At 38.2% G+C, this 21,623-nt stretch carries 20 protein-coding genes; 16 read left to right on the top strand and 4 right to left on the bottom strand.

The window, feature by feature from the left end; translation table 11 throughout:
* Positions 1-47: 47 nt before the first annotated feature.
* From ACMFNG_RS05150 to ACMFNG_RS05125, 6 genes are read left to right on the top strand one after another with little or no spacing between them, the layout of a single operon-like run.
* Positions 48-2,906, top strand: coding sequence for a transglutaminase domain-containing protein (locus ACMFNG_RS05150; protein ID WP_011011534.1), 2,859 nt, complete (start codon positions 48-50; stop codon positions 2,904-2,906).
* Positions 2,888-3,877 (top strand): hypothetical protein, encoded by a 990-nt coding sequence (locus ACMFNG_RS05145; protein ID WP_430515254.1) that lies wholly within the window; start codon positions 2,888-2,890, stop codon positions 3,875-3,877. Before ACMFNG_RS05150 ends, ACMFNG_RS05145 begins: the two co-directional genes overlap by 19 nt.
* On the top strand, positions 3,867-4,820 hold the full coding sequence (locus tag ACMFNG_RS05140; protein ID WP_011011532.1) for an AAA family ATPase: 954 nt from the start codon (positions 3,867-3,869) through the stop codon (positions 4,818-4,820). Before ACMFNG_RS05145 ends, ACMFNG_RS05140 begins: the two co-directional genes overlap by 11 nt.
* 9 nt (positions 4,821-4,829) lie before the next feature.
* Entirely contained in the window at positions 4,830-6,029 is a 1,200-nt protein-coding gene (locus tag ACMFNG_RS05135; protein ID WP_011011531.1) for a DUF58 domain-containing protein, read from the top strand.
* Positions 6,029-6,841 (top strand): hypothetical protein, encoded by an 813-nt coding sequence (locus tag ACMFNG_RS05130; protein ID WP_237718481.1) that lies wholly within the window; start codon positions 6,029-6,031, stop codon positions 6,839-6,841. Before ACMFNG_RS05135 ends, ACMFNG_RS05130 begins: the two co-directional genes overlap by 1 nt.
* Before the next feature lie 2 nt (positions 6,842-6,843).
* Complete coding sequence (locus ACMFNG_RS05125) at positions 6,844-8,031, top strand: PQQ-binding-like beta-propeller repeat protein (protein ID WP_011011529.1); 1,188 nt, start codon at positions 6,844-6,846, stop codon at positions 8,029-8,031.
* Here ACMFNG_RS05125 and ACMFNG_RS05120 read toward each other — a convergent pair.
* On the bottom strand, positions 7,990-8,475 hold the full coding sequence (locus ACMFNG_RS05120) for a hypothetical protein (protein WP_011011528.1): 486 nt from the start codon (positions 8,473-8,475) through the stop codon (positions 7,990-7,992). The genes ACMFNG_RS05125 and ACMFNG_RS05120 overlap by 42 nt on opposite strands.
* 53 nt (positions 8,476-8,528) lie before the next feature.
* Here ACMFNG_RS05120 and ACMFNG_RS05115 point away from each other — a divergent pair, with 53 nt between their 5' ends.
* Both ACMFNG_RS05115 and ACMFNG_RS05110 read left to right on the top strand, forming a co-directional pair.
* Positions 8,529-9,152: a DUF432 domain-containing protein gene (locus ACMFNG_RS05115; RefSeq protein WP_430515253.1), complete on the top strand. Its 624-nt coding sequence runs from the start codon at positions 8,529-8,531 to the stop codon at positions 9,150-9,152.
* 3 nt (positions 9,153-9,155) lie between these two features.
* Entirely contained in the window at positions 9,156-10,160 is a 1,005-nt protein-coding gene (locus ACMFNG_RS05110; RefSeq protein ID WP_011011526.1) for a mechanosensitive ion channel family protein, read from the top strand.
* Here the strand turns inward: ACMFNG_RS05110 and ACMFNG_RS05105 are convergent.
* The 3 genes from ACMFNG_RS05105 to ACMFNG_RS05095 are packed head-to-tail and all read right to left on the bottom strand — an operon-like array spanning position 10,157 to position 13,408.
* Positions 10,157-12,388 (bottom strand): STT3 domain-containing protein, encoded by a 2,232-nt coding sequence (locus ACMFNG_RS05105; protein WP_011011525.1) that lies wholly within the window; start codon positions 12,386-12,388, stop codon positions 10,157-10,159. The two genes, ACMFNG_RS05110 and ACMFNG_RS05105, sit on opposite strands and share 4 nt — an antisense overlap.
* On the bottom strand, positions 12,385-12,627 hold the full coding sequence (locus tag ACMFNG_RS05100) for a hypothetical protein (RefSeq protein ID WP_014835138.1): 243 nt from the start codon (positions 12,625-12,627) through the stop codon (positions 12,385-12,387). Before ACMFNG_RS05100 ends, ACMFNG_RS05105 begins: the two co-directional genes overlap by 4 nt.
* A gap of 10 nt (positions 12,628-12,637) precedes the next feature.
* The gene (locus ACMFNG_RS05095) at positions 12,638-13,408 is read right to left on the bottom strand and encodes a hypothetical protein (protein WP_011011523.1); all 771 of its coding nucleotides are present in this window, start codon (positions 13,406-13,408) and stop codon (positions 12,638-12,640) included.
* Positions 13,409-13,507: 99 nt separating this feature from the next.
* On the opposite strand from ACMFNG_RS05095, the gene ACMFNG_RS05090 reads away from it, so the two are divergent.
* From ACMFNG_RS05090 to ACMFNG_RS05055, 8 genes are all read left to right on the top strand, one after another.
* The gene (locus ACMFNG_RS05090; protein ID WP_237718480.1) at positions 13,508-15,232 is read left to right on the top strand and encodes an Ig-like domain-containing protein; all 1,725 of its coding nucleotides are present in this window, start codon (positions 13,508-13,510) and stop codon (positions 15,230-15,232) included.
* The gene (locus ACMFNG_RS05085; protein WP_430515252.1) at positions 15,229-16,293 is read left to right on the top strand and encodes a DUF4350 domain-containing protein; all 1,065 of its coding nucleotides are present in this window, start codon (positions 15,229-15,231) and stop codon (positions 16,291-16,293) included. Before ACMFNG_RS05090 ends, ACMFNG_RS05085 begins: the two co-directional genes overlap by 4 nt.
* A complete protein-coding gene (locus ACMFNG_RS05080) occupies positions 16,244-17,176 on the top strand; it encodes an AAA family ATPase (RefSeq protein ID WP_011011518.1) in 933 nt (310 codons plus the stop codon). The genes ACMFNG_RS05085 and ACMFNG_RS05080 overlap by 50 nt, the downstream gene beginning before the upstream one ends.
* Positions 17,173-18,429 carry a DUF58 domain-containing protein gene (locus ACMFNG_RS05075; protein WP_011011517.1) on the top strand — a complete coding sequence of 419 codons (1,257 nt, stop codon included), beginning with the start codon at positions 17,173-17,175 and terminating at the stop codon, positions 18,427-18,429. Before ACMFNG_RS05080 ends, ACMFNG_RS05075 begins: the two co-directional genes overlap by 4 nt.
* The gene (locus ACMFNG_RS05070; protein WP_011011516.1) at positions 18,426-18,941 is read left to right on the top strand and encodes a hypothetical protein; all 516 of its coding nucleotides are present in this window, start codon (positions 18,426-18,428) and stop codon (positions 18,939-18,941) included. Before ACMFNG_RS05075 ends, ACMFNG_RS05070 begins: the two co-directional genes overlap by 4 nt.
* A 5-nt stretch (positions 18,942-18,946) precedes the next feature.
* A complete protein-coding gene (locus ACMFNG_RS05065) occupies positions 18,947-19,897 on the top strand; it encodes an NAD-dependent epimerase/dehydratase family protein (protein WP_011011515.1) in 951 nt (316 codons plus the stop codon).
* A 120-nt stretch (positions 19,898-20,017) separates the two neighbouring features.
* Complete coding sequence (locus ACMFNG_RS05060; RefSeq protein WP_011011514.1) at positions 20,018-20,596, top strand: methyltransferase; 579 nt, start codon at positions 20,018-20,020, stop codon at positions 20,594-20,596.
* Positions 20,597-20,631: 35 nt separating this feature from the next.
* Positions 20,632-21,621, top strand: a complete 990-nt coding sequence (locus tag ACMFNG_RS05055) for a TIGR01177 family methyltransferase (protein WP_011011513.1) — start codon at positions 20,632-20,634, stop codon at positions 21,619-21,621.
* Positions 21,622-21,623 lie beyond the last annotated feature (2 nt).

The raw sequence follows: 21,623 nt of genomic DNA, 5'->3' as shown, positions 1-21,623 counted from the left end.
TCCTTTTTACCATATACTATATAAACCAATTTCTCGTAGAGTTTTGCATGAGAAGGTTCATTGCAGTAATCCTGCTAGGCCTTATAGGATCTCTTTTGATCTCCTCTGCAAAACCTATACTGATTAGTATAGAGACACCATCTTCTCCTCAGATTGGAATTAGCAAGTTACCTGGTCAAATAACACTAAACAAGCTGGATTTAAGAGAAAACTCTCTGAGAGAGAATTTTGAAAGAGTACTCCGAGAAGAGAATCCCATTGTAATGGAAGTAGAACAGGATGTGGGAGTTGTTGAATATCTAAGGCAAAACGTTTACACAGTATATGAGGAAGGTTCATGGAAGAGTGAAGGGAGAGAGTTTACGGAAGTCTCTGGAGCGGTTGTGATTCAATCTCCAAAAGTTCCCTATAAGGTATATTACGACAATGTAAACGTTGTTTTGAAATCCCCAATTTTGAGTGGGAATTTATTCACCGCCCTATACACAACAAAAGTTTCAATTCCTTCTCTATACAATCAGGAATACAATCTCTTTAGGCCGAAGTCGTATCCAGTCACCAGCTACTCCTTCACTGTTATCAAGTATGATATAGATGAGGAGGTTCTTAAAAATGCCCAGGTTGAGAGGATTGAAAAGTACCTTCAAGTGCCAATTCTAGAGGAAAGGGTCAAGGAGCTGGCCCTTAACATAACTAGAGGAATAGAGTCCCCATATGAGAAAGCAAAGGCCATAGAAAGGTTTCTAATGGAAAATTATAAATACGATTTAGATGCCCCAGAGGCTCCTCCTGGGATAGATCCAGTTGAATGGTTTCTCTTTTATTCTAAAAGAGGCGTTTGTCTTGACTTTAATACAGCATTCGTCATCCTCGCAAGACTTAATGGAATACCAGCAAGGCTTGTAGTTGGCTATCATATTGAACCTAAGCCAGGAAAACAAGAAGTAAGAATAATACAAGCTCATGCCTGGGCCGAAGTTTATTTTAAGGATATTGGATGGGTAATATTCGATGCTACACCTCCAATGTCACTAGAAGAAACTCCCACTCAAGAAACCCAATCAAATACAACTACACCAACCCCTACACCCGAAAAATGCTCTCTATATCCACTGACCTTAAGAATTTTAGAGGGAGAGGTTGGAGAAATTAAAATCATCGCAGAAAATGTTCCCACAATTACTTTGATATCTCCCAATTTAAGAACCGAAATTTCAAAAGACAAGATTATTGTTTATGGGGACAAACCTGGGAAATATACAATTCAGGCAAAGCTTGAATGTGGAAAAGTAAAAAAGGAGTTTAAGATTCCAGTCATTGTTGCGTATAAAACGGAAACTAAGATTACTAAATGGCCCTCTTCTGTAACTCCTGGGGAGAACTTTACAGTGGAAGGAACTGTAAAAACACTTTCGGGATTTCCAGTCCCAGAAGGAAAAGTTAGAATGGAAATAAGAAAGAACAAGAACTCCCCAGGGGTCGAAATTGGCGGTGGGGAGGTAGAAAATGGAAGGTTTAAAGCGGAATGTAAAGCCCCTCCAGAAATAGGAGAATACAACCTGGTAGCTGTTTACCTTGGAACGGAGCTTTATGGAAACTCAACAAGCGATCCAAAAATAAGGATAATAGATAAGGCAAAGATTTACGTAAATAAAACCTCAATTACTTTAGCTCGCCCAGTTAAAGTTGAGGGTTTCTTGGGAACTGTAGGAGGAGCAATTTTAAAGGGCGAGGAGATAAAGACATACATTGACGGGAACTTCTATGCCAGCGTGAAAACTGGAGAAAAAGGGGAATTCTCAGTATGGCTACCCACTTTAGACCCAGGAACCCATGAAATTTCTTTAGTATACGAGGGTAACGAATTTGTTAAAGGAGATAATATCTCTTGGAATTTAACGGTGGTCAAGGTTACCCTCTATTATCCCCCTCAGGTGTATGCAGGGGAGAAGTTTAAAGTTAATGGGACAGTCGAAGGGATAAAAGAAGGAATAATAGAGGTAAAAGGAGATTTTGGTTACCACACAATTAAACCTGGGAATTTTTCCTTATCTCTCCAAGCCGATGAGGACATGAACGGCGTTTATTCCTTTGAACTATTATATGAGGGTTTTAAAATTGGAAGGGGGAGAGTAGTAGTTCTCCAGCGGGTAGTTGCAAAAATCAGCGGGACGAGTATGGTAGTTAACAGAAGTAACGTTCTCATAATATCTCTTGCCTATGTGAATGGGACTCCTCTCGCAGACGTTCCCGTTACCGTAACACTATTCAACAAAACACTTACAAACAGGACGAACAAACAAGGAACTGCCTACTTCACTATAGTTCCCATATCCACAGGAAAGTTCTCAGGGTACGTAGTCTTTCCCAGTAGAAATGGATTTGAGATGGAAACATTCGAGGTGAAGGTCTACCGCTATCCCCTATACATTTATTTCGCTTTAGGTGCATCCCTTATTATTTTTGGGTTCTTGTTATATTCTATGGCCTCTCACTTCCTCCGACCAATAATTGAGTTTGATAGATACCCCCCTATATATTCCCAGGAAGAGGAGATCAAAATTAAAATCAGCAGACGGACAAAAGTTTTCATTAACGGAAAGCTTGTAGGCATAGGAAAAGAGTTTAAACTTAAACTATCCCCAGGGGAATACTCTATAAAGGCAGGAAAAATATTCTCAACAACAGAAACCATCAAGATACTAAAAAGCAGAGAAGAAGTAGCCATAAAACTCTTCGTGAAATGCTTAAATGGAAAAGAAACTAAAACACCAAGAGAGCTCTTTGGAGTGAACAAACTTGTAGAGATCTTCGAAAAGATTAGATATGGCCTTAAAAAAATCTCTGAGGGAGAATTTTACACCTTCATTAAGGAGGTTGGTGGAAAGTGCTCAAGGAGAGAGTAAAGGAAAGCATCCCCACACTTGCGTTTTACATAGTCCTAGGTGGCTTAGCGTACTACATAATCCCTAGAATAGAGATACTAAAAGATTTTACTATCAGCATTAGTGCCCTAATAGTCTTTGCAATACTAGGAGAGGTAGCCCAAATAATCTCAGGAAAAAGGTATGCAAAGTATCTTGCACTTGTATTTGGGATACAATTTTTCGTGTATTACCTCCCTATCACGTTATTTCCAAAGTTTGAGCTTTCACTTCTTTCCCTTGGAGTTGGACTTGCCTTAATTGCTCCCAAACTACCTGATTTTTTGAGCTTTCCAGTTAGAGGAGCAGGCATAGCAATAGTGTTTTACTCACTTATGGAGCTTTTGCCTCCCCTTTCAGAGGCATTCAAGATTGCATTACTCTTCGCAATACCTGCCTATATCCTTGCAAGCCTAGAAGAGCTCAAAATTCTTGGCGGAGATTTCTTCAGGAGAAACATTTTAGGCTTCATTCTTGTCGGCCTCCTCCTGGGAATTTATTACATTGAGATCCCTGGAGTTACAGAGTTCATCTCCTTCATAATTAAGCTCTCATCACTCTTTCTAGCCCTTGCAATTTCCGCTTATATTGCTCTTTCCCTCCCCTCAAAGAAATCGAAAGAAGAGGTTATTTTTGGAGAGCTCGAGCACGAGGTTGAGATTCTAACCTCTGGAGACGAGCTGCTTCAAAAAGCCGAAGAACTGGTAAAGGAGTTCGTTTTTAGGGGGGACAAACTTGGAATACTAGCCTATATAGCCCTAAATGCGGCAAAGGCGGGAATTAAAGAGGATACCCTTAAGGAGATTCTAAGGCCTATAGTTGAATACGAAAGAAGAAGATATTCAGCACTTGCTTCAAGATGGTGGATTAGGAAAATGGAAAAGAGAGAAATTGAAAGAAGAAAAAAGATTATAGAAGAAATTTTGAGGAGGATTGATAAGAATGTCAGCTAAACTGGAGAGAATAGTAGAGGAAATTAGCGTTGCCTTTGTAGGTCATGAAGATGTCGTTAGAAAAGTTTTAAGTGCTGCACTCGCTAACGGAAACGTACTCTTTGAAGATAACCCAGGGCTAGGAAAAACACTCTTAGCAAAGGCATTCGCCAAAGTCTTGGGATTGGAGTATAGGAGAGTTCAGTTCACACCAGACCTACTACCTTCGGATATCTTGGGTACAAAAGTTTGGAGACCAGAGAAGGGAACATTCGAAATAGTCAAAGGGCCAATATTTACAAATGTGTTGCTTGCTGATGAAATAAATAGGGCCCCACCAAAAACCCAGTCAGCGCTTCTAGAAGCAATGGAAGAAAGACAGGTGACAATAGAAGGAGAAACATTCGTCTTAGAAAGGCCATTCTTTGTAATAGCAACTCAAAACCCTCTTGAGTTCGAGGGGACTTATCCCCTTCCAGAGGCCCAGTTAGACAGATTTCTGGTTAGAATGAGCATTGGCTACCCAAAGAATGAAAGTGAAGAAGTGGAAATCCTAAAGGCAAGACTAAGATGGGGAAAAGATGACCCCACAACTGACCTAAAGCCTGCAATTACAAAGAGTGAATTTCTAAAAATGCAGGAAGACGTTGAGAGAAACGTCAAGATTCACGAGGACATACTTAAGTACATAGTTAGAATCGTGAGGACAATAAGAGAAGATGAGAGGGTTGAGGCAGGCCCAAGCCCGAGAGGTGGATTGGCCTTAATGAAGCTCGCAAAAGCAAATGCCTACGTGGAAGGAAGAGACTATGTAATTCCTGATGACGTAAAAGAGTTCGCAATTGAAGCACTAGCTCACAGAATCTTCCTAAAACCAGAATACTCGCTAGAAAAGGGGATAGAAATTGAGATTGTGAGAGAAGCTCTTGAGAGTGTCCCCGTTCCAAAAGATTTAAAGTACTGAGGAAGGGCCATGAGGGGGACAAACTTTTTCGGTTCGCTCTTCGTGGTGTTTATTTTACTCTCTCTGTTATTTGGAACGTCTCCTAACTTAGCCTTCTTTCCGTTAGTAGTGCTTATGCTGGGCTTAATTCTTGAACCTCCAAAAGATGTCACTGTTGAGAGAGAGATAGAGAAAACGAGGACTAGAGTCGGAGAGAGAATAAATGTAACACTTAAGGTTAAGGTTAGAAAGGGGATTGGAATCGTCCTTGTGAGAGATAACCCCCCAGCCTCCTTTAAAGTAGAAGGGAAGACATCGACAACAACTTTTGTTCACCCATTCAAGAGGAAATTTGAAATTTCCTACACCTTAGTCCCACTAAAAAGAGGAGAATTTGAGCTTCCTAAAGTAGAAGTGTTTTGCATTCATTTCCTTAAGTTTTATCCAATGAGCTATTTCCTTACCGGAGAGCCAATAAAAATAGCTGTTGTTCCTTCCCCAGGGATTGGGAGAGTCGTAAGGGCAAAGAAAGTCCTAACTAAAAAATCCCCAGTGATGCTATACTCCTTAACAGGAGCTTTAACAACTGACTTTAAAGAGATAAGAGAATATGTCTATGGAGATGCGTTTAAGTTTATTAACTGGAAGGCAACTGCAAGAACTGGAAAATTGTTGGTTAATGAATTTGAGAGGGAAGGAAAGAGAAGCATAATGATATTCCTAGATTCAAGAATGGAAAACCTCGGTTCTCACGTAGATAATCCCCTTGAGTACGCAGTTGATTTAGCGTATGCTCTTGCAACCTTTTATCTATCTAAAGGGAATAATGTGGGACTATACGTAATAGGTCAGGAAAAGCTAGTAACTCCCTCCTCTTCATCAGCTCATAGAGAGACGATACTTAAGGCTTTATTAGGAGCGGAGTACAAAGTTGAAGAAACAATAAATGAAGCATTTTCAAAGGCTTCCCAAGTTCTTATGAGGTATGCTCCCACAATAATCTTGATAACAAACGTTACAGAGGAAATCATAGAAGAGCTAAAGAAAATAAAGGGAAATGTAGTTTTAGTTGACATTTCACTCTACAAGAAGATAATGCCCAATGAGGGAATCCTAGTAAATTTAAAGAAGAAATCCTTGCATAGTGAGTTAAAGTTTCCAGCAATATTGTGGGATGTATCAAAGCACGACATTAGACAGGCATTCCTTAAGGTGGTGATGACCGCATGATGAAAATCGTCCGAGTTATTTTGACGTTGATAATATTTTACAAAATAATGGAGGCTGTCGAAAACGTTAGTGTACTCAAGGAATTAATTAGTTTAGGATTAGAATACTTGCAAATACCCTTAGCTCCAGAAACGTTCTTCCTTATAATTTTCGGGCTAATGACAATTGCATTTATATTCTCAGATTACTCTCTCCAATCTTTATCATTAACATACTTTTTCATGACAACTTTCATATGGCTTCTAAACAGCCCAGTAATGAAAGAGCTTTTCCCAAAATTTTCGGGCATCATATTGGGAATGATCCCACTTCATTATACATCTGAAGATGAATTCATCACAGTTGTTTTGCTCTCTCTCGCCTTTATTTCAGATACCTGGGGAAAATATGAAAGAATTAACCTAAACTGGAAAGATTTCACATTGGGATTCGGGTATTCTCTAGTTGTAGTGGGAGCTAGTGGTTTACTATTCTACTTTCTCAAGGATATGGCACTAAACTTTGAAATAAACATTCCAATTGCTCTTTTGTTGATAACTCTCTCATTATCCTTCTACATACTTTCCCAAGAAAAAACAAACAACGTTATTACAGTAGTTAGAGTGAAGGTTCCTTTAAAAACTGAGTTCAGAGTTGAGGGAAACAAAATAAGGATTATACCCATATCTGGACCAGAAGAAATTAAAATTAAGGAGTTCCAAGGAGAATACAAAGTATATCTAAACAACTTCCCCCTCAAAAAAATCCTTGAGAGTCAAAACAATGGAACGAGAATAATTGTATATTCAAATGAAAAAGTTCAGGAGGTGTAAAAATGAAAAAATTCATTTCCCTCATTGTATTATTTCTTCTGCTCCCCTTTGTACAGGCCTGGGAAGGAAAAATATGTGAAAATATAGAGTATCAAAAGAGCATCGAAGCAATTACAATTCAGAATTCTACAGTTTATGCTGCTTGCTCTTATAGGATGGTGGCTAATAGCTCAGGTCTAATAGGAATATACTACCTGGGAACTATTGGAGCATATAAGCTAGATGGAACAAAACTCTGGGAGATAGATTCTGGATTTGTAACGAAACTCGTTCCTTGGAAGGAAGAAATACTAGTGGGCAGTATGGGAGGGCTCTTAAAGCTAAACTCTTCGGGAAATTATACAGGAAGATTCCTCACAAAATATAAGCTCTATGACTTTACATTGGACGGAGATTATGCTTATCTAGCTACGGGTGACGTCTTCTCAGGAGAAAGTAAGGGAATAGTGTATAAGGTAAACCTTTCAACAATGGAAGAAGTATGGAGGGTGAATCTGACAGAAATGGCAAGCAGAGTTAGGGTTGGAGAAGTTATCTACGTAGGAACAGGGTATCCCTCGGGTTTTGTTGGTAAAGAGAAATTCGGCAGTGTCTATGGTATTTCCAAAGATGGTAAGCTATTGTGGAACGTATCTCTTGGAGAATGGGTGAGAGATATCGAAGTATGGAATGGAAAAGCAGTGGTGGGAACGGGATACGGAGAGAGTGGACATGTCTACATAATTGATTCCCAAGGGAGAGTAGTTGGAAACTTGACGCTATTTTTTGTTGAAGATATTTTAGTTTCTGGCAACGTGGCTTATGTCGCAGGGAATAGGAATGTGGTAACAATAGACCTTGATAAAAAAGAAATCTTATGGAAGGTTCAAATACCATACAGAGGAAAAGTACTCGGACTTATGGATGGAAGACTCCTCGTAGGTGCAGGCGAATTTAAAGAGAAAAATGGAACCATATACAGTGTGGGTAGCCTGTATGTTATTGAAAATGGAAAAATAAAAGGAGAAATGCCAGTTGGATATGTTAGGAGTATGGGAATTTCCCAAGATTACATTGCAATCGGGACTGGAAGTAATACATTTATAGTCCTTCACAAAGATGAAGTTTTGCCAAGTATATGTGGGGTAGGATTTTTCTTAGTGGCTTCACTACTGAGTATTGTTGGACTTAAGAAATTCTATAACACCTAGGAATTCTTCTACTCTTCTTCTTATTTCTCCCTCTAGATCTTCCACTCTTACCTGGGAAATTCCACGATCAGTGACTATAGCCACGTTATCCCCCACTATCCTCAAAATTCCTCTTTCAAGAGGAACACTATCAAGTAAGGAGGAATAAACAGAAACAGCGAGTTTTATTAAGTTTTCAATACTATAAACAAGGGGATTTCTACCAACCGTTACTAGAACTTCAAAGTTCTTCGGAAAAACAAACCTTATTCCTCTCCTTGGTGGATTGTAAAATGTCAGCAAAACCCCCTCAGTCTTTGTGAGGAATTCTAAGTTAAGCATAATCTCTCCAAGAGGTTTTAGTTTGAAAACTAGCCTTTTTCCAACAACTTCAAAGCTTCCCTTTCTGAAAAGGGGCCTTGGTGGAGGGTTGTATTTATGATAAGATAAGACTTCGACCCACACAAAAATATTTTCTTTAGCAACACTAATAAAGTTGTCTCATACATTAAGAAATGATGTTTGGGGAAATATCATTAAGAGATAACACAAAATTCAACTTTGGAGAAGTCAGTGTGGAAATTAAAAAAGACAACGAGTACTTTGTCTACACTAGGGAAGGTAAGAAGGTAATAATAGTTGGGGATAAGATTTCATTCCTTCCAGCCCCTGCAGTTGGATATGGAGTTAAGCTAATGATGGTAAGGCTCGAAACTCCACTATCCATTGTCCCTCATGAAAAGATTGAAGGCTTTCTAAGTGTTCCAATTGAAGTTTCTGTAAAAACTGGTAAAGTTGAGATCGATAGGTTTAACGTTGGAAGAGAAAAATATGCACTCTATGGCAGTTTAGAAAGTGGAGTTATTGCCAGGTATGCAAAGTCAATGATAAACAAGAAACCAGTGGGAATTGGAAATATAAAGGTAATAATTGAAAACAGAACTGAGGAATGGGGATTTGTTGAGAAAATCGTGTTTCCTCTTTTCGACACTATGTATTACTCAGAGGATAAGGCGTTCTATCCCTTAATTAACGTGATCATTGAGAAGGATTTAGAAGTCATTAATACAGGAAAACCCCCAATGGAAGGACTGAATGTCGTAGGAAGTGAGAGAAGTATAAGCTTTAGGATGAGGTGGTAGGCTATGAACATCCCCTGGGAAGGAATAATTAATGCATTGGTTGCAGTAGCCGTGGGGGTTATAATAAGTGGGCTAATATACAAGTGGATTTTATCCCTATCAAAGAGCACCAAGTACATATGGATATTCAATGAAGAAACTGCAAAGCTCGTGAGAAATTTCATAATAATAGGTTCTGTACTGTATGCACTTGATGCCCTTGGGATATTGGATATTGAAGTATTTGGAAGCAAACTCAGTTCCCTCATAACTGGGCTACTCTTGTTCTATGTAGCTTATCAAATAGGAAAGAGAGCACAAAAATACTTAGCAATAAAAGGAGGACCAGATGCTCAAATAAAGGCAAAGATATTTTTCTATGTCCTAGTTACTTTGGCATTCTTCTTGGCCTTAAACATCATGGGATTGACGGGTAGATTATCCACAATAATTGCAGCTGCGGGAATAACGGGTATAGTCCTCGGTTTCGCATCCCAAACTGTTGTTTCAAACTTCATCTCGGGAATATTCATGTACTTCGACAAACCTCTAAAGATAGGGGATCCCGTTGAAGTTGCTGGATATTCTGGAATCGTCCATGACATAAGAATTTTCTCCACTAGAATTAGAACCTGGGATGGATTACTTGTTAGAATACCAAACGAAAAGCTGTTTAACAGTGATATTAAGAATTTGATGAAATATCCAGCTAGAAGAGTTGATATAGTTGTTGGAATAGCTTACAAAGAAGATGCTCAAAAAGCCATAGAAGTCATTAAAAGAGTCTTAGATGAAATGCCTTACGTGTTAGCTGAACCAGAGCCTATGGTTTTTGTTGACAATCTGGGGGATAGCAGCGTTAACATAGCTGTCAGAGCTTGGGCACCGACTCAAAAATGGTTTGACGTTAGAACTCAGATAGTACAGAAAATAAAAGAAGCCCTGGACAGAGAAGGAATCGAAATCCCGTTCCCACAGAGGGTAAATTGGTTCGCCGAAGAACTTAGAGTGAAGCTTGAAAAAGATTAATTCTTTACCCTCACAATTCCTCTATCCAATACAATTTTTCCCTGAGTATAAACGTATCTCACAACGACACTTCCATTTAAATTATTTGGAAGCTCAAACTCTTGCATGTTCTTTACTGAATACCATTTCTTGAAGACTAAAGTTCCATTGTCTAAATACCCATATAACCCCAATCCTGTCCCGTTCCCAGTTAAGATAAACTTATTTCCCCTAAAAACCACGTTTGGATGAACAAACCTAAATACTTTTACAAATCCACCATCAGAATAAACAAGCTCGTAATTTTCTCCTGTCCTCTGGGTGAACAGTCTGAGCAAATTAGTCTCCCAAGCTTTTTCATTCGCAAGGATAGCGTAGCCATAATCAAGATTTACATATACATATACCCCACTCCTGGCAGGATATTTCAGATTTTTTATTCTTCCATTACTTTCAATTATAGCCTCCCTCGGATACACAACCTTTCCACTTAAAATGACCCTAATATTTCCCTCTTTCACAATTAGGGTAGAATATTGAGAATCAAATCTTAAAATGCTCCCTGTGCTTTCCGTTAACTTTAAGAAATCAACCCCATAGTCGGCCCTGCTAATATTCTCCCATTTTCGGGAGAGCTTTGCCGTATCGACTATCGCCTCAAACTTTAGGATATCATAGAGGGACACTATCACATAATCCACTCCCAAACTCTGCGCCCACCCATTATCAACTAATCCAAGATAGTATCCAGCAACCCCAGAATTTGGACTTCCCTGGGCTACAGGACTTCTTCTTGCATAATAAGTCACGAAGTGTCCCCAATCCCACCAAGTCAACACGATATCGTTTTCATTTGAATTTTCCCTTATGAATATCAAAGCTTTCTCCCAGTTTTCATTCATAAACGGTTTTACGCTGTAGACTTCTCCAAGAGAAAATGCCGAAGATAGCAAAATTACAACTCCCAAAGAGGTTATTCTAATTTTGTTCTCCTTTATACGCCTTGTTAGCTCGTAAACTCCAATCCCAGAAAGGAACGCAACTGCTGGTGCTGCAGTGAAGAGGAACCTTGTCCAGTACCTTAGCATCCAAAGCGAAGTAATAACGTACCCTAATAAAATTGCATCTCCACTCCTAATTTTTCTTAGTCTCAAAATGTAAAGAGCAGCAAGAAAAATTGCAATATTGTATGCTCTCCATAGATCATCCAAAGTGGGAGGGAGCGTTTCAGAAATTGGAACTTCCCTAAATGTGCCAAAGCCTGTTGATAAGTCCTTTAATGCTGGAAACTTGACTAGCATAACTATAAACGCCAAAATTGATCCTCCAACCAATACCCCCACCTTAATTTTTGGATTTAATTTCTTTGTAATGATCAAAAATCCCAGAAAGACTAAAGAGAGAGGGAGGAGATACTTTACGTGAATTAACAAATATGCATCTTTTATGAAGCCAAACTCCAAACCAAAGGTCTCGGCAACCTTCTTTCCCATCCAATCCGTATATCCTAACATCCCGTATCCAACTTTATCCCCCAAGATGTTAGCTATTAGGACCCCAAGACCGGTAGATAGAACTATTAAAATTGAATCAAGGAATAGCTTTGGACTTTTAAGGTATGCATAAACTCCAAGGAGCAGGCCACCTGCAAGTACGAAAACAAAAATTGGATAATAAGCCTGCCAGAATGCTGAAGCAAACCCTGTTGCTATCCCAGGGAGCAAGTAAAATAAGTATCTATACTTACTTCTTGTTTTTAATCCCAGGGCAATCCCCAATAAAGCCACTGAATACCAGAAAAGCATGTAATTATCTCCCCTATAATAGTTCGCCATCGATCTGAAAATATGCCCATAGTTCACACCAAGAAATAGACCAACTATAAAGGCCACGTCTCTGTTGTAGAGTTTTTTAAGGCTTAAATAGAAGAACACAACAGTTAGAACTCCAAATATGACTGGAGTTACCCTAAAAGCCGTATAAAGCGAAATTCCCAGGAAGCTGAAGAGTTTGTAAATGTAGGCAGGAGTCGCCCACAATCCTAAGGGGTGAAACAGCCTAACTTGTAATCCCCAGGGACCTCCAGCATAGGTAAAGAAGTTGAACCATTCTCCAGCCTTGAGAGCCTCTTCAATGTAAGCCAGATGAAAGTAAGGATCAGAACCGACTAGATATTTAAGCCTAAAAGGTATCATCCTAAAAAGGGTGGCAATTGCAACAATAACCATCAACCTTTTATCAATCTTCATCCACTCAACACCTCATAGACCTTTTTTAGAACAATTATGACAAAGGCCACCAGAAGAATCTCAATTAGAGGCTTCATATTTTCTTTTTGCTCTTTGGATAGAAAAAGAGAACCAATTTCTAAGGCAATGAGAAGACCGATTAGTGAGAGAGTTAAGAATACATCGATGCTTTTACTCATTACTGCCGAAAGTACTATCCATGAGGAAGAAAAAAGCAATATAATGTCCTCAACATCCATTTTTAACACCCTACAAAGCACCTTTCACCTTTCCTAACCTCTTAGCGGTAATTTTGATGTCCTTATTTTTATGAATTGAGACCTCCTCCACATATATAACTTCTCCTGTGGCCTTAGCGAGTCCTAGCAATATGGACGAGCACACTGGACATGCAACTTTGGGGCAGTCTTCAATGTTTCTCTTGCAGAATGAAATATTTGTTGGGGAGACATGTACAGTAATTTTCTCTCCTTCTTCCTCAATATAAACTCTATCTGCTAACCCTAGAGATTTAAGAACTGAAGATGCCACACTTTCGACTCCAGCCACTCCAATACCACTTAATTCCCCTTCCAAGTGCTCTTCAAATTTTCTAATGAGATAGTATCCAGGCGGTCTGATTACTAATCCCATCTGTCTTTCGTTAGCTGTTGATGTTAGGAACACTTCATCTTCATGTAATCTTCCCAAATCTAAGTCAAAATCCTCTCTCAAAGGTATAAAAATTCCACCCCTTGGCATATTTATATAAGGAGGAATATAGAGGGCATTTCCTTCAAGCCCTAAATCCCTAACAATTTCCCTAAGGATTAAGTGATAAGAGGAAAGAACCGTGTCTAAGGTATCTTTTTTAATGTAGTCACTAGACTTTAGAGCCAAAATTGTGCTTCCGATTAATATTCCAGCTAATCCAATATTTATAATCTGGACATTTCCCGCAAATACTCCAGCTAGAGATGTAAGAATTCCAGTTGTTATGGCAACTATTCCACCTGCTATTTGTGGCTTTAGTAGATTCATCGGAAAATAGCGAACCGTTAACTTTAATAAATCTTTCTTATTGCTTTTGATACGGTGAATATGAAAAAAGCTTTAGTAATCTTGGTAGTTTTAATAACAATGATATCTCCAATATTCGCCGTTGAGAGACAGCTAGAATATGAAAAGGCTAGAGAAAATGATGAAGGTGCTTACATTTTTTTCTCTTCTCTCCTACAATTATCCAGGGATGTTTTAGAGAATTTAACTAAGGAAAACTTTAGGATATTTGATGAAATAGTAAACAGGACAATAGAGGAGTCTTCCTATTATGAAAGCCAAGGAATTAAAACAAAGATGCCCTATTTCCTGCCACCATTTATAACTCTCAGAAATGGAATTAGCAAAATAGTAGAGGGAAATACGGTATTCATAACATGGTTCGAAGATCTAAAGTCCTCAAAAAGTTATGTTGCTTATACAAAGGCAAAATCTGGAATAGAGTTAATGAAAGTTGGCGTTGAAGAAACAGAATATAGCTTAGAAGAGATAGGAAAATTAGAATTTATAGGAGAGAATGGGGATGTTAAGAAGTTGGATATAGAAGATGTTAGGGAAGAACTTGAAAGAATAAACAGCCTGATCACCATTTATGAGAAAGCATTAGAAAAATACAGAGCCAATGAGGGATTTATAATAACTGCCACAGACTTAAATCCGTTTGTTTTAGAAGAGGTAATTATCCTTGGTAACAATCCAGGTCTGAAAAATGTCTATTTAAACATTAGCGGGGTTATTATTCCAATAAACAAAACAGGAGAATTCTCAGTAGTTTATAAATTCTCTAAACTTGGAATTTACACTGCCTATGCTTCAGGGCAAAATGGAACTTCTATAGTCAAGTCTAACATGTTAGTATTTAACGTAACGAAGATGCCAACAAATATCTTAGTTCCTGAAAAAGTTTACTCGCATATTTATAATGTTATAGAGATTTCTGGCATTTTAGTAGATTATTTTGGGAATCCAATTCCAAATCAGAGTATATCCATTTTTCCGTTAAATGTAACTCTCAAAACTAACAAACTCGGCAAATTTTCATTCAATATCACTTCTAACTATCCAAAAGCGCTAGAAATAACAATTGTGTACCCCGGCAATGAAATTTATAAGGGATGTAATTCAAGCGTTAGAGCAATATTCACGAGAATTCCAGTCAATATAAGAATTTCTGGAGAAGAAAGAGTCAAAAAAGGCGAAATTTACACAGTTAGAATAAATTCCACAGCAAAAGTTGAACCCCTATATGTTTACGTTGACAAAAATTTAACGGCTGTAATTCCCTTTACCAGAGAATTCAACTTAACAATTAACTCTCCAGGTAGGCACGAGATTTACGTATTTTTCCCAGGAAATGAAATCTATACCCCTGCTAGATCAAATACCTTGGTAGTTGAGGTATACACACTCCCAGTCATTGAGATACTAGGAATTTTAGGGATAGTAATTACAGCTGTATTTCTCCTCCGATTTTCAAGAACACAAGGAACCAAGTTCGGGATTCCCATAAAACCTGAACTTTTGACCCAGGAAGACCATGAAACCAAACAAATTTCAGTTAGGGAAGCCTATAGGGAAGTCTATCATTCCCTAATTACAGAGTACAATCTTAAGCCAAGTCTAACTCCTAGAGAGCTCTATAGCATTCTTTCCAATGAACCATTTTCAAGGTATCTAAAAGAATTAACTGCAATTCATGAAGTCCACGTATATGGTATGATGGAACTAACAAGAGCTATTATAGGTAAGTTCTTTAGGGCTTTGTCAAACTTTATAGTTACTAAAGTCCTAGGTGGTGAATTATGAGGAGAGCCATATACTTCTCGCTTATCGCAATTGGAATATTCTTCATGATATCCCCCTTAACGGTCCCTCTATTTACAAATACGACTCCATTTAGCATTTTCAATCCTTCTCCAATGGGAGCATCCTCCTTTGCAAAAGTCTTATTCCAGGGGGGTGAAATATATCCCATTTTAATTTCATTTAATTTCTTTGAGTTGGGCAAGAGAGAGGGAACATTAATAATTTTAGGGCCAGACTTAAGCTATTCAAGCCAAGAAATTGAAGAGATAAAAGAATTCCTCGAAAATGGGGGAATTCTTATCCTTATAGACGATTTTGGAACTGGAAACGAGATTTTAGAAGGCCTAAACTTATCTGTTAGATTTGCCAAAACTCAGCCAATAGACGTTTTCTATTCAAAAAATTACAATTTTCCAGTTGTGGTTAGAATTAACGATGAGAACCTAGAAAATGTTGAGATGATAATCTTAAACGTTCCTTCAGTAATAACCTGGTCAAACGGAAGCATAGTTACGAGTAAAATCACAATGCTCGGGAGAAGCTTTCGTCAGTATTCCATCATGGCAACTTTAGATTACGGAAAGGGAAAAATAGTCCTGTTTTCAGACCCAAGTGTTTTCACAAACGAAATGTTCAAATATAATTCCAAGTTTATAGAAAGCTTTGTTGAGGCATATGTGGAGTATCCGGCATATATTGATGAAGCTCATCACTCAGGATTTAATATTGTTCAGACAGGAACCGTTACAATTAGAAGGGAGGTAAACAAACAGTTAGCTTTCTTAGTAATCTCTACGGTAACTCTTATTGCCCTATTTATAGAAAGTGGAATGGCAACAAAAACTATTAAGCTTGGACTAAAATTAATGAATAAGATCCTTAACAGAATCTTTGGAGAGGAAAAAACAACAATTGATGACATTATTGAGGAGCTCAAAAAGGAAGGGTACGATGAAAGAATACTTAAAAAGATTATTAGAGGAATAGAAAAATCAAGGAGGCTTGGTGAGAGTGGTATCAGGGGAAAAATTCCTTCTAAAGCTCAAAAAAGAAATTCATAAAGCTGTCGTTGGAAAAGATGAAGTTATAGAGCTTCTAGCTGTAGCTCTGCTTGCAGAGGGCCACGTACTAATCGAAGGACTACCTGGAGTAGCTAAAACCACAATAGCTAAGAGTTTTGCCCAGGCTTTGGGGCTAAAATTTTCAAGAATACAATTAACTCCAGACCTTCTCCCTGCAGATATTCTCGGGACCGTATATTATGACCAAGTTGATGGAAATTGGAAAATAAAGAAGGGACCAATATTTGCAAATGTGGTTTTAGCAGATGAAATCAACAGAGCTCAACCAAAGACTCAATCAGCTTTACTAGAGGCCATGCAAGAGAGACAAGTTACTATAGAGGGAAAAACATTTTCTTTGGAAAGACCTTTCCTGGTAATTGCCACTAGAAATCCACTTGAATTTGAAGGAGTTTACAACCTTCCTGAGGCCCAAATAGACAGATTTCTTCTTGAAATCAAAGTAGGATACCCAAGTATTGAGGAAGAATTGGAGATGCTTAAAAGGAAAGATAAAGGAGAGTTCTATGAAGTCAAAACTATATTCTCAAAATCTGAAATCCTTGAGGCGATTGAAACTGTAAAAAGAGTTAGGACAAGTGAAGAAGTTCTCAAATATCTCCACTCAATAATTGTCGAGACCAGAAAGGATGAAAGACTTTTAGTAGGAGCTTCACCTAGAGCAGCTGAACACCTATTGTACGCAGCAAAGGCGAAGGCCTTTCTAGAAGGAAGAGACTACGTTATTCCCGATGATGTGAAGTCAATGGCGATTCCAGTTCTCGCTCACAGGCTTATAGTCAAGCCTGAATATGAAATAGAGGGGATTAAAGGAGATACAGTAATCAAGGAAATTTTAGATAAGGTTGAGGTGCCCATATGAAGAGAGAGGACATTCTCGTTACACTTTCTCTTCTTGGAGCACTTCATGGATTTCTTACTGGAAGCTTATTTGGCCCTCTTTTTGGAGCTGGGATTATAGCCTATATAAAACTCGCTCATTTTTCCTTTTCTCCTAAAATTTCATTTGAAATTGAAGGGCCCGGGGAGCTTGAAGAAGGAAAACAGTATGACTTCCTAATAAAAATAAGAAATAATGGAAGTCCTACAATAATTAAACCAATTGTCAAGGTTCCCTTTGAAGTTAAAGTGGAGGGTTTGAAAGAAGTTCCAATAAAGAGAGGAGGGTTTATTAAGCTAAAAGTAACCCCACTACTCAAGGGCTCCTATAATATTGGGGTTTCCCTCCTAGTTCAAGATCTATATGGGCTTTTGAATTTTGAAACCGAAGAAGCCTCGATGAACATTGGCGTAGTTCCTTCTGTGGATTCAATTAAGGAGGGTGTGAAAGAGGCCAGAAATGTTAGGCTAAAGGAGTCTTACAAAAGAGCTCTTATTGGATCTGAAACCGTTGACTTTTATGGGCTAAGGGAGTATTATCCTGGAGATGACATAAGAAGAATAGACTGGAAGGCAAGTTCTAGAATTAGGAAACTAATTATAAGAGAATTTTTGAAGGAAAGAGACAGTGATGTCTACATTGTATTAGATGAAACAAGAGAAATGAGAAAAGGCAAGATTGACTATGGCTCATCTCTCGCCCTTTACCTCACTGGACTCCTTGTAAAGGCGGGATATAGAGTGGGGCTTATAAGGTATTGGGAAGGAGGATACAAGGTTATTGAACCTGGAAAGGGAGTTGCCCATCTAGAGAAGATAAGAAGTGATCTAAAAGTCAGAAGGGAACGTGGTATCTCTAGTTTAAAAGCTAGTCTATCTTCATTCTCAGAAAAAGGAAGAAAGTTTCTAAGAAAAGTTTTTCCGAAAAAAGTAGGGATTGCAGAAGCTTTACTTTCAATAAAAAGTCCTTCCTATCTGCTTATAATCACAGACTTAATGAGCAACACATCTTTACTATATTCTTTGGTTGTTATGCTAAAGAAAAAACACAAAATTATTATCTTCTCACCAAATCCCGTCCTATTCTACCCATATGAGGTAGACAAAGAAGTTTTAAAAATGCTTTATGAAAGTTATAAGGAGAGAGAGCTAATGCTTAGGAAGTTTTCTACCATTGTTCCAGTTATAGATCTTGAACCTTACGATTATGAGGAAGTGCTGAGGGGATTAGAATGATAGGAGTCATAACTTCTTTAACTGGAGGGGCAATATTAAGAAATCCAGCCGTACTCCTAATTCCACTGATTTATTTAGTCGGAAGAAGAAGTAGGGATCTTACTTATTTGCTATTTGTCATGTACACCATTATAACGTTTCAGTTTGTGGAAGTCAAAGAGCTTATCTCATATGAAACAATAAAAACAACATTGATGGCCATAATTCCTTCTCTATTGGCCTTAAAAGAGAGCATTGAGGGAAAAAAGTTACAAAAGACAGATCTATACTACTTACCTTTATTCTTCCTGGGAGTACTTAGAGACTACTTTTATTATTTGGGATTAATTATAGCGGGCTTACTTCATATAGAGAATTTCCATAGTATTTTAATACCCGCTGCAGTCTTCAGCTTAATAATTTCCCCTGCCCTAGTTGGGGAACTTATTGAGCTTCCTGGGGAATATATTTCCATAATAATGGCCGGCTCTTTGTTAGTTATATATCTTGTATTTCAACCAACAAGGAGGTAAGAAATATGAAGGTATTAGTCACTGGAGGGGCAGGATTTATTGGTTCACACCTTGTAGATGCCTTAATGGAAAGGGGCTATAGAGTTAGAGTCCTCGACGATTTAAGTGCGGGGAGTCTTAAGAACATAGAGCAGTGGTTAGATAACAGCAGATTTGAGTTCATAAAAGGGGATATGAGAGATCCAAATATTGTAAAAGAAGCTGTAGAAGACGTTGATATTGTCTATCATCTAGCAGCAAACCCAGAAGTTAGGATAAGTGCTCAAAGCCCAGAGCTTCTCTACGAGACAAACGTTCTAATAACATACAACCTCCTCCAGGCAATAAAAGATTCAAACGTTAAGTATCTCATCTTTACATCATCTTCCACGGTATATGGAGATGCGAAAGTCATTCCAACACCAGAAGATTATGGTCCCCTAGAGCCAATAAGCGTCTATGGAGGTGCAAAGCTGGCTGCAGAGGCCTTAATTAGTGGATATGCCCACATATTCGAATTCCATGCAGTAGTATTTAGGCTTGCAAACATAATAGGGGCAAGGGCGAATCATGGAGTAATTTACGACTTCATAAACAAACTCAAGAAGAATCCTGAGGTTTTAGAAATTCTTGGAGACGGAACTCAGAGAAAAAGCTACCTCCACGTAAGTGATACTGTCGAGGGAATGCTTCACATCTTTGAGTACTTTAAAAAAGAAGGAAAAATCTACGATGTTTATAACCTAGGTAATGAAGACTGGATTACAGTTAAGGAAATAGCTGAAATTGTAAGTGAAGAAATGGGCCTAAATCCAGAATTCCGGTTCACGGGTGGAGTTGACGGTGGAAGAGGCTGGAAAGGGGATGTAAAGTTCATGTTACTCGACATAACTAAAGCAAAATCCACTGGTTGGAAGCCCAAAATGAATAGCTACGAGGCTGTGAGAAGAACTGTTAGGGAGCTTCTAAAGGCCTGATTTTTACTATTTTTAGTTGTATTTTTGTTTTAGTTTCTCAAATTCTTTTATATCCTATCATAAAATTTATAAAGAAGAACGCCGTCAAATTTTTGTAAAAACTTTTGAAGGTGGTAAAAAATGAAGATTAAAAATAACAAAATAATACTTGGTATACTCGTTGTTGGGGTTATTGTTATTTTAGCATCGACAGCAAGGGGATCTTTTTTGGATATAGCTGACTCCCAGGGAAACAGCATATCCAGTGGAGAATTCGACATTAGGATAGGAAAGGACAACAACAGGTTTTATGAGACACTAAAGCTCTTTGAACTTAAAGACATGAAGCCTGGAGACGTGGAAGATGTTAGTTTCTACATAAAGAACTATGGCAATGTAGAGGTTTCAAATATCTCAATTGTTTTGTATATTGTAGACAGAGAAGACGAATTATCCCCTGCAGAAAAGCCTTTTGACTTAACTGATGATGTAGGGGAGCTAAGCAAATGTATAACAGCCACAATCATTGCAAATGGAAGTGAAATAGTCAAAAGCAAGCTAAACAAACTTGCAGGCAAAGATATTTTGATATTTTCAGGAAAACTAAAGGAAAAAGAAGTGCTACCAGTTAAGTTTAGGTTCAAGTTCGATGGGGATTCAGGAAATGAATGCATGACAGACAGCGTAGAGGTAAGGATTAAGGTTATAGGTTCTCAGTAGATAATTTTTTAACCTTCTTTTTTATTTGAGCATTGATGAAGTTCTATGTTGAAATTTTGGGAAATATCCCTGAAATGGCCGTTGCAGAGGTGGAGGCCCTTTCGGAACTGGGAAAGGGTAAAGTAAATGGGAAGGATTATTTGTTTGTATGGGGAGAAGTAGAAGATCTGAAATTTTTTGAGAGACTCGGGATGGCTCATGAATATGGAATTTTGCTCTTTTCATCAGATTCACCAGAGGAGATAATAGAATTTTCAAAATCATGCAATTGGGAGGGTGTAATTAAGGGGAGTTTCGCCGTAAGAAAAGAAAGAATGGCGAATTGTATTTATGATATCCAAGACCTAGACAAGATAATTGGGGGAACAATATATTCAAAAGGCTTCAAAGTTAACCTCTCAAGCCCAACTACTGTTATTAGGATTTACTGTGGAGAAAAACTCTGGCTTGGAGTTAGAATAAGAGAATTTAAAGGAAAAGAATTCGAGAACAGAAAAGCAGACAGAAGACCATTTTCAAGACCAATAGCTTTGCCACCGAGAATCGCTCGAGCAATGGTAAATCTTACCCGAGCTACAAGGGAGTTGCTAGACCCATTTATGGGGACAGGAGGAATGCTAATTGAAGCGGGATTAATGGGGCTTAAAGTTTATGGTTTAGATATAAGGGAAGACATGGTAGAGGGAGCAAAGATAAACCTAGAGTACTACGGAATTAAAGACTACGTAGTTAAAGTTGGTGACGCCACCAGAATTAAGGAAGCATTCCCAGGAAAAACTTTTGAAGCCATAGCAACCGATCCTCCTTATGGGTCTTCAACAACACTCTCAATGGAAAGAGATATGCTCTATAAAAAGGCCCTAGAGAGCATGTATGAAGTACTCGAGGGGTATTTAAGCATAGCTTTCCCTGAAGATTTTGATGCCATTGATGTTGCGGAGAGCATAGGATTTAAAGTAATTGATAGGTTTTATCAGAGAGTGCACTCATCTCTTGCGAGATACTTCTACGTAATGAAGGTATGAGA

Source organism: Pyrococcus woesei (assembly GCF_050496105.1).
Classification (GTDB): Archaea; Methanobacteriota_B; Thermococci; order Thermococcales; family Thermococcaceae; genus Pyrococcus; species Pyrococcus furiosus.
This window is presented reverse-complemented; position numbering and strand designations above follow the sequence as displayed.

Bases quoted from the DNA above. Each gene is read 5' to 3' on its own strand.
- ACMFNG_RS05055 (WP_011011513.1), top strand. From the start codon at position 20,632: ATGAAGTTCTATGTTGAAATTTTGGGAAATATCCCTGAAATGGCCGTT.
- ACMFNG_RS05140 (WP_011011532.1), top strand. From the start codon at position 3,867: ATGTCAGCTAAACTGGAGAGAATAGTAGAGGAAATTAGCGTTGCCTTT.
- ACMFNG_RS05125 (WP_011011529.1), top strand. From the start codon at position 6,844: ATGAAAAAATTCATTTCCCTCATTGTATTATTTCTTCTGCTCCCCTTT.
- ACMFNG_RS05065 (WP_011011515.1), top strand. From the start codon at position 18,947: ATGAAGGTATTAGTCACTGGAGGGGCAGGATTTATTGGTTCACACCTT.
- ACMFNG_RS05135 (WP_011011531.1), top strand. From the start codon at position 4,830: ATGAGGGGGACAAACTTTTTCGGTTCGCTCTTCGTGGTGTTTATTTTA.
- ACMFNG_RS05110 (WP_011011526.1), top strand. From the start codon at position 9,156: ATGAACATCCCCTGGGAAGGAATAATTAATGCATTGGTTGCAGTAGCC.
- ACMFNG_RS05105 (WP_011011525.1), bottom strand. From the start codon at position 12,388: ATGAAGATTGATAAAAGGTTGATGGTTATTGTTGCAATTGCCACCCTT.
- ACMFNG_RS05060 (WP_011011514.1), top strand. From the start codon at position 20,018: ATGAAGATTAAAAATAACAAAATAATACTTGGTATACTCGTTGTTGGG.
- ACMFNG_RS05085 (WP_430515252.1), top strand. From the start codon at position 15,229: ATGAGGAGAGCCATATACTTCTCGCTTATCGCAATTGGAATATTCTTC.
- ACMFNG_RS05095 (WP_011011523.1), bottom strand. From the start codon at position 13,408: ATGAATCTACTAAAGCCACAAATAGCAGGTGGAATAGTTGCCATAACA.
- ACMFNG_RS05075 (WP_011011517.1), top strand. From the start codon at position 17,173: ATGAAGAGAGAGGACATTCTCGTTACACTTTCTCTTCTTGGAGCACTT.
- ACMFNG_RS05130 (WP_237718481.1), top strand. From the start codon at position 6,029: ATGAAAATCGTCCGAGTTATTTTGACGTTGATAATATTTTACAAAATA.
- ACMFNG_RS05070 (WP_011011516.1), top strand. From the start codon at position 18,426: ATGATAGGAGTCATAACTTCTTTAACTGGAGGGGCAATATTAAGAAAT.
- ACMFNG_RS05115 (WP_430515253.1), top strand. From the start codon at position 8,529: ATGTTTGGGGAAATATCATTAAGAGATAACACAAAATTCAACTTTGGA.
- ACMFNG_RS05090 (WP_237718480.1), top strand. From the start codon at position 13,508: ATGATATCTCCAATATTCGCCGTTGAGAGACAGCTAGAATATGAAAAG.
- ACMFNG_RS05150 (WP_011011534.1), top strand. From the start codon at position 48: ATGAGAAGGTTCATTGCAGTAATCCTGCTAGGCCTTATAGGATCTCTT.
- ACMFNG_RS05100 (WP_014835138.1), bottom strand. From the start codon at position 12,627: ATGGATGTTGAGGACATTATATTGCTTTTTTCTTCCTCATGGATAGTA.